At 73.3% G+C, this 9,271-nt stretch carries 9 protein-coding genes; 7 read left to right on the plus strand and 2 right to left on the minus strand.

From position 1 onward, the window contains the following. Positions 1-175 precede the first annotated feature (175 nt). On the plus strand, positions 176-2,248 hold the full coding sequence (locus LG396_RS36120; RefSeq protein ID WP_225797949.1) for a HelD family protein: 2,073 nt from the start codon (positions 176-178) through the stop codon (positions 2,246-2,248). 56 nt (positions 2,249-2,304) lie between these two features. Here the strand turns inward: LG396_RS36120 and LG396_RS36125 are convergent, their stop codons facing one another. Together LG396_RS36125 and LG396_RS36130 are read right to left on the minus strand one after the other, a co-directional pair. Next, entirely contained in the window at positions 2,305-3,978 is a 1,674-nt protein-coding gene (locus LG396_RS36125; protein ID WP_225797950.1) for a serine/threonine-protein kinase, read from the minus strand. A 63-nt stretch (positions 3,979-4,041) separates the two neighbouring features. Continuing rightward, positions 4,042-5,034 (minus strand): AraC family transcriptional regulator, encoded by a 993-nt coding sequence (locus LG396_RS36130; RefSeq protein WP_225797951.1) that lies wholly within the window; start codon positions 5,032-5,034, stop codon positions 4,042-4,044. Between the two features lie 254 nt (positions 5,035-5,288). Between LG396_RS36130 and LG396_RS36135 the strand changes: the two genes are divergently transcribed. The 6 genes from LG396_RS36135 to LG396_RS36160 all read left to right on the plus strand — a co-directional run bounded on the left by LG396_RS36135 (position 5,289) and on the right by LG396_RS36160 (position 9,265). Then, a complete protein-coding gene (locus LG396_RS36135; protein WP_225797952.1) occupies positions 5,289-5,900 on the plus strand; it encodes a hypothetical protein in 612 nt (203 codons plus the stop codon). Between the two features lie 10 nt (positions 5,901-5,910). Further along, positions 5,911-6,483 (plus strand): hypothetical protein, encoded by a 573-nt coding sequence (locus tag LG396_RS36140; protein ID WP_225797953.1) that lies wholly within the window; start codon positions 5,911-5,913, stop codon positions 6,481-6,483. A 140-nt stretch (positions 6,484-6,623) separates the two neighbouring features. Further along, complete coding sequence (locus LG396_RS36145; protein ID WP_225797954.1) at positions 6,624-7,838, plus strand: PP2C family protein-serine/threonine phosphatase; 1,215 nt, start codon at positions 6,624-6,626, stop codon at positions 7,836-7,838. A 103-nt stretch (positions 7,839-7,941) separates the two neighbouring features. Further along, positions 7,942-8,310 (plus strand): hypothetical protein, encoded by a 369-nt coding sequence (locus tag LG396_RS36150; RefSeq protein WP_225797955.1) that lies wholly within the window; start codon positions 7,942-7,944, stop codon positions 8,308-8,310. A gap of 26 nt (positions 8,311-8,336) precedes the next feature. Continuing rightward, a complete protein-coding gene (locus LG396_RS36155; RefSeq protein WP_225797956.1) occupies positions 8,337-8,885 on the plus strand; it encodes a hypothetical protein in 549 nt (182 codons plus the stop codon). Beyond that, positions 8,882-9,265: a peptidase inhibitor family I36 protein gene (locus LG396_RS36160; RefSeq protein ID WP_018839712.1), complete on the plus strand. Its 384-nt coding sequence runs from the start codon at positions 8,882-8,884 to the stop codon at positions 9,263-9,265. The genes LG396_RS36155 and LG396_RS36160 overlap by 4 nt, the downstream gene beginning before the upstream one ends. Positions 9,266-9,271: the final 6 nt, after the last annotated feature.

The raw sequence follows: 9,271 nt of genomic DNA on the forward strand, positions 1-9,271 counted from the left end.
TTCGCCCCCGGCGGGGAAATCGGTTGGACCCGCCCGCGCCCCGCGCGTAAGCTCGCGCGTCTGCCCCCGCCTCCCCGGCTGTTTTCGTGCGCCGGGAGTGCCGCCTGCCGGTCGGAAACCGGCGGCCTGCGCCACGCCCGTGACCGTACCGCCAGTGCCGGAGGCCCGTAGCACCATGTCCGACCCCACCCCTACCACCCCAGCTCCCCCCGCCCCCCTCGTCCGCGAGCGCGCCCACCTCGCCGCGTCCCGCACCGCGCTGCGTGCCATGCGGGCCGACGCCGAGGCGCTGGACATCACCGATGTGACCGCGAACTGGGTCAACGCCGAGGTGCTCCAGTCCGAGATCGACCAGCGGATCAAGGCGCTCGCCGACCTGGCCGACACCCCGCTCTTCTTCGGGCGGCTCGACTACGCGCACGCGCCCGGGGCGGAGAAGGCCGAGGGCGACCCCGGCGAGAACTTCTACATCGGGCGGCGGCACGTGCACGACGCCGACGGCGATCCCATGGTGATCGACTGGCGCGCGCCGGTCTCGCAGCCGTTCTACCGGGCGTCGAAGAAGGACCCCATGGACGTCGCGCTGCGGCGGCGGTTCGGGTACGACCGCGGGGAGATCACGGCGTACGAGGACGAGCACCTCACCGACCCGTCCGAGGCGGCGAAGTCGAGCGCCCTCCTCCAGCGGGAGATCGAGCGGCCGCGCGTCGGGCCGATGCGGGACATCGTGGCGACGATCCAGCCGGAGCAGGACGAAATCGTGCGGGCGGAGATCGGCGGGACCGTGTGCGTGCAGGGGGCACCGGGGACGGGGAAGACGGCGGTGGGCCTGCACCGGGTCGCGTACCTGCTGTACGCGCACCGGGAGCGCCTGGCGCGTACCGGGACGCTGGTGATCGGGCCGAACGACTCCTTCCTGCGGTACATCGAGCAGGTGCTGCCGACGCTGGGCGAGCTGGACGTGAAGCAGGCGACGGTGGCGGAGCTGGTGGCGCACGTCGAGGTGCGGGGGGCGGATCCGGCACCGGTGGCGCGGCTCAAGGGCGACGCGCGGATGGCGGAGGTGCTGCGGCGGGCGGTGCGGGCCGGGGTGACGATGCCGGTGGAGCCGGTGATGGTGGTGCGCGGGTCGCGGCGGTGGCGGGTGCCGGCGTACGAGGTGGAGGAGCTGGTCCGGGAGCTGCTGGAGCGCGACATCCGCTACAACTCGGCGCGGGAGGCGCTGCCGCAGCGGATCGCGCACGCGGTGCTCGTACAGATGGAGCGCGCCGGGGAGGCACCGGACGACCGGGTGCAGGACTCGGTGGCGCGGAACGCGGCGGTCAAGGCGGCGGTGAAGGCCGTCTGGCCGGCGGTGGACCCGGTGAAGCTGGTGCTGCGGCTGCTGTCGGACGCGGAGTTCCTAGCGGCGCACGCGGACGGGGTGCTCGACGCGGACGAGCAGCGGCTGCTGCTGTGGGAGAAGGCGCCGCGCGGGGTGCGGTCCGCGCGGTGGTCGGCGGCGGACGCCGTGCTGATCGACGAGGCGCGGGACGTGGTGGAGCGGACGCCGTCGCTGGGGCACGTGGTGCTGGACGAGGCGCAGGACCTGTCGCCCATGCAGTACCGGGCGGTGGGGCGGCGGTGTTCGACGGGGTCGGCGACGGTGCTGGGGGACATCGCGCAGGGGACGACGCCGTGGGCGACGGAGAGCTGGGCGGTGGCGCTGGCGCACCTGGGGAAGCCGGGCGCGGTGGTCGAGGAGCTGACGCAGGGGTTCCGGGTGCCGCGGGACGTCATCGCGTACGCGTCGCGGCTGCTGCCGTCGATCGCGCCGGGGCTCGCGGAGGCGACGTCGATCAGGGAGTCGGCGGGCGACCTGGCGGTGCGGGGGGTGCCGGGCGATGCGCTGGACGGTGCGGTCGCGGAGGCGTGCGGGACGGTGCTGCGGGACCGGGAGGGCTCGGTCGGGCTGATCGCGGCGGACGGGCGGGTCGCCGCCGTGGGGGCGGCGCTGGCGGCGGCGGGGCTGTCGTACCTGTCGCCGGGTGAGGAGACGACGTCGCAGGCGCGGCTGACGCTGGTGCCGGCGTCGCTGGCGAAGGGCCTGGAGTACGACTACGTCGTGCTGGACGACCCGGCGGCGATCGTCGCGGCGGAGCCGGACGCCCGTACGGGGCTGCGGCGGCTCTACGTCTGCCTCACGCGGGCGGTGTCGGGGCTGACGGTGCTGCACGCCGAGCCGCTGCCGGCGGAGCTGGCGGCGTGACGGCGCCGCGGCGCCGCTGACCGTACGGGGGCACCCGCCGCGCGGTTCGCCGGTGCTCAGCTCGCCATGGCGCGTTCGATGATCTTGCCGTCGAAGTCCGCGGTGAGCATCGCGCTGCCGACCTCACCGGTCGCGTACACCACGACTTCCTCGCCGTCGGAATCCGCGTTCACACTGATGTGGCTGACCTTCGCCGGTTCCCGCAGCTCCAACTCGGTCTCCGCCACCTTGATCAGCCGGGGCAGTGCGTCCCAGTTGACGTCGGCGACGTCGAACGACGTGTGGCCGTTCATCAGCCCCACGCTCTGCCCTTTGACTCCCTTGCCGTCCCGGTAGTCGAAGGCGTCGTACACCTCCCCGTCCGCCGACACCGCGTAGATGTCGGCGTTGTCCGGGTACAGGGTGCAGGTGATGGCCTCCGTCGTGCCCATCTCCTTCTTCAGGGAGCGCACGACCTTGCGGGCGCCGGCGGGGGTGTGCAGGTTCTCCTGCTTCGGCTTCTCGGAGGGCGAGGAGGAGTCGGAGGGGCCGGGGGTGGACGCCCCGGGGCCGTTGCCGGTGGCGCCGGGCGACTTGTCGTCGTCGAGGAGGTCGGGGACGACGGTCCAGGCGACCACGGCGGCGACGAGGACGGCGAGCGTCGAGGGGACGACCCGCCGGCGCCGGGGGCGGGGGGCGGCGGGCCGGGGCAGGACGGTGGAGGCCGCTGCCCCCGCGTCGCCGTCCGCGGAGCCGGTGCCCGATTCCGCATCGTCCGTGCCCGGTTCGGTGCCGCCGCCCGCCGCGGGGGCTTCCGCGCCCCCGCGCCGGGACGTGCCCAACTCCACCGTCCCCGTGCCCGACTCCGCCGCGGGCGGCAGTACCGCCGGGCCGCCCGGGGAGGTCCGTACGCGCTCCCCCGTGGCTTCCGCCAGCAGCATGTCCAGCATCGCGGCATCGGGGCGGGCAGCCACGTCCTTGACGAGGACCGACCGCAGGACGGGACCGAGAGCGCCCGCCTGACGCGGTTCCGGGACGTCCTCCTCCAGGATCGCCGCCAGCGTGGCGAGGGTGGAGCCGCGGTGCATGGGGTGGTGGCCCTCGACGGCGACGTACAGCATCATCGCCAGCGACCAGAGGTCGGAGGACGGTTCGTCGTCGCGGCCGCGGAGGCGCTCGGGGGCCATGTAGTCGGGGGAGCCGACGAGTTCGCCGGTGTTGGTGAGGTTGGTGGCCTCGCGGACGGCGGCGATGCCGAAGTCGGTGAGGACGGGCGTGCCGTCGGCGCGCAGGAGTACGTTGCCGGGCTTCACGTCCCGGTGCAGGATGCCCGCCTCGTGCGCGGCGCGCAGGGCGCGCAGGACGCCGCGGCCGAGTTCCGCGGTCTCCGTGGGCGTGCAGGGGCCGCGTTGCAGGCGGTCGTGGAAGGACCCGCCGGGGACCAGCTCCATCACGAGCCAGGGGTGGGCCACTTCGGCGCTGCTGACGATGTGGTGGATGGTGACCACGTTGGGGTGGCTGAGCTGGGCGAGCGACACGGCCTCGCGCAGGACGCGGGCACGCAGCATCTCCGCGGCGTCGGGGCGCAGCCGCAGCAGCTCCGGGTCCGGCGGCCGGACCTCCTTGAGGGCGACGTCCCGCTTGAGCAGGATGTCGCGAGCCCGCCAGACGAGCCCCATGCCCCCGCCACCGAGCCGCTCCAGCAGCTCGAACCGGCCGTCGATGAGATTTCCCTCGGCCCCCACCACCATGGGTCGAACATACGACAAGACCCGCCCGCGCGCCGCCCGATCACAGACCGCGCAAGTGCCGCTTCAGCGGCGCAGCGTGGCGGACGGCGGCTCGCCGTACCGGCGGCGGTAGGAGACGGAGAAGTGCCCGGGGTGGACGAACCCCCAGCGGGCGGCGACGTCGGTGACCTTCGTCGTGGCGGGGTCGGCCGCCGTCAGCTCCTGCCGTACGCGCCGGAGTCTGGTCTCGCGCAGGAAGCGCGTCGGGGTGGAGTCGAGGTGGCGGCGGAAGCCGGCCTGGAGGGCGCGGATGCCGACGCCCACGGCCTCGGCGATGTCCTCCACGGTCAGCTCCTCCCCGGCGTGCGCCTCGATCAGCTCGGCCGCCATGCGGATCGCCCTGGGCGGTGCGTCGCGGGGCGGCTCGTGGAGGAGGGCGGAGTGGTTGTGGGGCTGCCCGAGGAGGAGCCGGGTGAGGAGCAGCCGTTCCATGTCGCGCATGGCGAGCGGGTGCAGGGGGATGCGGCCGCCGTCGTCGATCTCGTCGAGGAGCAGGTCGAGTACGCGCCGCCAGGAACGCAGGGCCGGGGCGGCCATGTCCATCCCGAGGTCGAACCGGACCGGCTCCGCCACGCGGCGGCCCAGCATCCCGCGCAGGTGCCGCTCCAGGTGCTCGCGGACGATCCGTACGACGAGATGAGGGCTGCCGGCGCCGACCCGGATCGTGTAGCCGCGGTCCACCGGCGGCACGCCCGCCGCCCCCGGGCCGTACGCGGCGCGCAGCGGCCCGTCGGCCAACTCGGCCCGGCCGGCGAGCGGGATCAGCAACAGATAGAACGTCTCCTGCGCCTCGGGCGCGATGTGGACCCGGCCGCCGTAGTCGAGGTAGCACAGGCTCACGCGGCCGGCGGCGGCCGCGTGGAACCGGGTGTCGAACGTGCGGGCGCCGTCCAGCGAGGTGAGCCGGTGCGGGCAGAACACGTCGCCCACCACTTCGCGCGCCTGGTCGGGATCGCGGGTGCGCAGTTGCTGGAACCGGGATAACGGCAGGTGCGGCCGCGGCACGGACACGTTCATGCCTCTTCCTCGAAGCACTTGCGACAGGTTCAGTCTGGTCCACCGGTGACATGAACACCAGGGAACCGGGGGCGGTCGCAGGCGGTGTGCTTCGCAACGGGGACAGCGGGTGCGCCGCCGGGATAGCGGCGGGGAACCCCCGGCGGCACCCTGGGCGGCGACCGTGGACCGGCCGGGACCGGCGGCGCCCCGTGCCCTTCGGCGCGCCCGCTGCGAGCGGCCTGTCCGAAGCCGGATATTTCCCGGGGGGAAACATGCCTGCGCGACTGCCCGTCTACTTCGCCTTCGGCGGCATGAACATGTACGCCGCGACCGGACAAGACCGCCGGACCAAGAACGATTTCGACGGATTCCGGAGCAACGCGCGCTGGCACCAGGGCGCTCCCTGGGGCAAGCGGGATCCCCAGGACATCGCGGACTGCTTTCCCCTCGAACGCACGGTCCCTGTCAAGGACATGTGGAGGACGCAGCTGAATCCGGGAGCGAACAGGAGCGCGATCCTGGACGACATCAGGAAGAACGTGAGCCAGTCGGCCTGTATGGTCGCGCTCCTGGCCGACGACCCCCGCTACGAAGTCCGGGACAGCCGCAACGCCGCGTTCCTCCGGTACGAGCTGCGCGTTGCCGTAGAGACCGGAAAGGCCATCTACCTCATGCGCCGGTCGGACGACAACTGGCTCTCGGATGACAACGTGATGGAGTTCGTGGAGCAGGCACTCGACACTGAATGGCCGCGGCGGAAGGCAGAACCCCGGCTTCTCGTCGCGCCCGACGGCGAGATCGAGTGCTGGGACTCCAGGAAGTGGGCGTACCCGGGGATGAGCAGCTTCCTGGACCGGCAGCTCTCCGCCCGCAAGCGGCGGTGACGGCCCGGACGTGGCAGCAGCCGTCATCAGTGCCTGCACGACCGTCGTCGTCGCGGCCCTCGTCTTCGCGCTGAACCAGTACGCGCAGATGCGGGCCGAACGGCGCCAGGCCCGCCTGGCGCGCATCAACACCCAGCTGAGGGAGCTGTACGGCCCGCTGTACGTGCTCGTCGACGTCAACGAGTGCATCTACCGGGGCCTCATGGCGGCCGGCCTGCCCGGCAAGGGCGACCGCACGAAGGACACGCTCGCGGTCGGCTGGAAGAAGTGGCTGGACCACGCGCTGTTCCCGGCGAACGTGAGGATGCGCGACCTGATCCTCTCGAACGGGGACCTGCTGCGGGAGGAGGGCATGCCGGACGAGTTGCGCATGTTCTGTGCCCATGTCTCCTACTTCGAGGTGTCCCGCGCCACGGGCACGCAGGGAGCCGAGGCCGACCGTGTGTACATCCGGCATCCCGGCGACGTCTACCCGGATTACGTGCGCGGTGCGTACGCGGCGCTCAAACGCGAGCAGCGGGAGCTGCTGACCGCCGAGGAACGGGGGCGCCGCTTCGGCCCGCGGCGCCGGCCGCGGGCGTGAGCTTCCCGGCCTGGAGGCGCGAAGGCCCACGGCCCACGGTCGGCCGCGTACGACGGGCGGATCCTGCGATCCGTCCTTACCGTGGAGAGATACGCGACCGGAAGCCACGAGGCGCGGGCAGGCGGACGGAGAACGGACCCGTGATCGACTACCAGGCCGTCTTCCACGCCCTGCCGACCGCGGTGGCGCTGCTGACGCCGGAGCTGGTCTACGTGGACGCCAACGAGGCCTACCTTTCGGTGGCGGGTCGCAGCCGCAGGCAGGTGGTCGGGCGCTATATCTTCGACGTCTTTCCCGACAACCCCGACGACCCCGAGGCGAGCGGCACGCGCAACCTGGCCGCCTCCCTGCGCCGGGTCGCAGCCACCGGCCAGCGCGACGGCATGGCCCTGCAGCGCTACGACGTGGAGTCGCCGGACCGGCCCGGGGTGTTCGAGGAGCGGTACTGGAGCCTCGTGAACGGGCCCGTCTTCGCGCCGGACGGGACCGTGGCCCTGCTGCTGCACCGGGTCGAGGAGGTCACCGAACTCATCCGGGCGCGCGGCGGCGACGAGCGCACCCAGGTGCTGGAGGCCGACCTCTACGCCCGGGGTCGGGAACTGCAAGAGGTCAACGAGCGCCTGCGCCTGGCGCACGCACGCGAACACGAGGTCGCCCTCCAGCTCCAGGAGGCGATGCTGCCCGCGCCCAGTCCGCTCGGCCGCCACCGCGCCGCGGTGCGCTACCGGCCCGCGGTCGCGTCCTTGAACGTCTGCGGCGACTGGTACGACATCGTCGACCGCCCCGGCGGCAACCGCACCGTCGTGACCGTCGGCGACGTGGTCGGCCACGGGCTGCGGGCGGCCGGCGTCATGGGGCAGCTCCGCAGCGCGCTCTCCGCCGCCTCGCTCGTCGCGGACGGCCCCGCCCAGGCCCTGGAGGTACTCGGCCGGTACGCCCGGTCCGTCAACGACGACGAGGCCACCGCGACCGCCGCCTCCGTGTTCATCGACTGGGCCGGCCAGTCCCTCACGTACAGCAGCGCCGGCCACCTGCCCCCGGTGCTCTGGCACCCCGACGGCACGGTCGCCTACCTCGACCAGGCCACCGACCCGCCCCTGGGCGCGCGCCCAGAGCACACCGTCCGCCCCGAGGCCCACGCGACGTTCACCGAGGACTGCGTCCTCGTCCTGTACACCGACGGCCTGGTCGAGCGGCGGTACGAGGACATCGACGTCAGCCTGGCCCGGCTGGCGCATTCGATCGCCCGGCACGGCACCGAGGACCCGGAACGGCTCGCCGACGCGCTGCTGACCGACCTCCTCCCCCCGGCCGGCCTCGCCGACGACACCGCCCTGGTCGTCGTCCGCCTGTAGGCGGCAGCGGCATCCGTAGTCCATTCGGGTGACCACGGGCTTCCCACAGGAAGACACGAGGAGTTACTCTCCGCACACAGATCGTGACCAACGGGGGTCCTTCATGCGCGTGCGCGCCTTCCTCTTCGCCGTCCTCACCGCCGTCGCCACCCTGGCCGTCGCCGCCGTCCCCACCGGGGCCGCGCCGAGCGCCGCCGGGCCCGGCGAGGTCTGCTTCTGGACCAAGCCCGGGCAGATGGGCGAGGGGTGGTGCTACCGGCCCGGAGGTTATGCCGAACTCCCCGGGAACCTGCACGACAACGCCTACTCCGTCCGGTCCGACTACAACGGCAGCGTGTGGGCCATCGACTGGACCAGGCACGGCTGCGTCTTCCGGGAGATCCGGGCGTACGAGTTCGACGACAACTGGGACTGGGGCAACAAGATCGACGGGGTGGACAGCTCCCGGCCCGCCGACTGCCAGCCCGGCTGAGCCCCGCCCCGGCGGCGTACCAGGCCATGGCCTCCCGCCCCCGTCCCACCGCCGCTGCGGCCACCGTTCCCACCGCCCTCGGCATCGCGCTCGCCCTCGTCCTCGTCCTCGGGGGCTGCGCCTCCTCACCCGGCCCGCCTCCGCTCGGCGACGACGACTCCGTGCGTGCCGCACAGCAGTTGCTCACCGACCGGTGCCTCGCCCGGCAGGGGCTCACCCCGCCGCGCCCCGGGCAGCGGCCGGGCGGCAAGGAGGAGCAGCGGGAGGTCGCCGACGCGCTGTTCGGCGCGGGCGAGGCCGAGTTGGCGCAGGAGTTGCCGACCGGCTTCGTCGTACGGGCCCACACGGACGGGTGCCTGGCCGGGGCGCAGCGCGCGCTCTACGGCGATCAGGAGCGCTGGTTCCGGGCCTCCACCGTCGTGAACAACCTCAGGGCCATCGCCGCCCACGAGGACCGCGGCCTCGCCGCGGTCCGAGCGGACCACCGCGCGGACGTCACCGCGCACGACCGCCTCCGCGCCCACGCCGTGGAGCGCGCCACCACCCTGCTCGACAAGGAGAAGAGACCCTCATGAAGAAGACGAAGCGCAAGCCCCTCGCGCTGCTGGCCGCCGCGCTGCTGGCCGCCGGGGCCGCGATCGGCACCGGCGCCGCGGCCTCCGCCGCGGACTGCCCGAGCGGCGAGTTCTGCACCTGGGAGCACGCGAACTTCGACGGCCAGCGCGCCAACTGGTCCGGCGACGACGGCTGGTGGGAGTCGTGGATCGCCGACACCGACTCGTCCTGGGCCAACCACGGCATCTCCGGGCCCGGTGTCAAGGACCACGTGATCGTCTACGAGGACGCCTGGCAGGGCGGTGCCGCGACCCTCTGCCTCACCCCGGGCCAGGAGGTGGGCTACAACGGCGTGGCCAACGACCGCGGCGACTCCCACACCTGGGCCATGAGCTGCTGAACCGGG

The sequence above is a fragment of the Streptomyces aculeolatus genome, from assembly GCF_020400605.1.
Classification (GTDB): domain Bacteria; phylum Actinomycetota; class Actinomycetes; order Streptomycetales; family Streptomycetaceae; genus Streptomyces; species Streptomyces aculeolatus.

What these genes read in the sequence shown, in the direction of transcription:
- LG396_RS36160 (WP_018839712.1), top strand. Translation starts at nt 8,882, where the DNA reads ATGAAGAAGACGAAGCGCAAGCCCCTCGCGCTGCTGGCCGCCGCGCTG.
- LG396_RS36130 (WP_225797951.1), bottom strand. Translation starts at nt 5,034, where the DNA reads ATGAACGTGTCCGTGCCGCGGCCGCACCTGCCGTTATCCCGGTTCCAG.
- LG396_RS36135 (WP_225797952.1), top strand. Translation starts at nt 5,289, where the DNA reads ATGCCTGCGCGACTGCCCGTCTACTTCGCCTTCGGCGGCATGAACATG.
- LG396_RS36155 (WP_225797956.1), top strand. Translation starts at nt 8,337, where the DNA reads ATGGCCTCCCGCCCCCGTCCCACCGCCGCTGCGGCCACCGTTCCCACC.
- LG396_RS36150 (WP_225797955.1), top strand. Translation starts at nt 7,942, where the DNA reads ATGCGCGTGCGCGCCTTCCTCTTCGCCGTCCTCACCGCCGTCGCCACC.
- LG396_RS36120 (WP_225797949.1), top strand. Translation starts at nt 176, where the DNA reads ATGTCCGACCCCACCCCTACCACCCCAGCTCCCCCCGCCCCCCTCGTC.
- LG396_RS36125 (WP_225797950.1), bottom strand. Translation starts at nt 3,978, where the DNA reads ATGGTGGTGGGGGCCGAGGGAAATCTCATCGACGGCCGGTTCGAGCTG.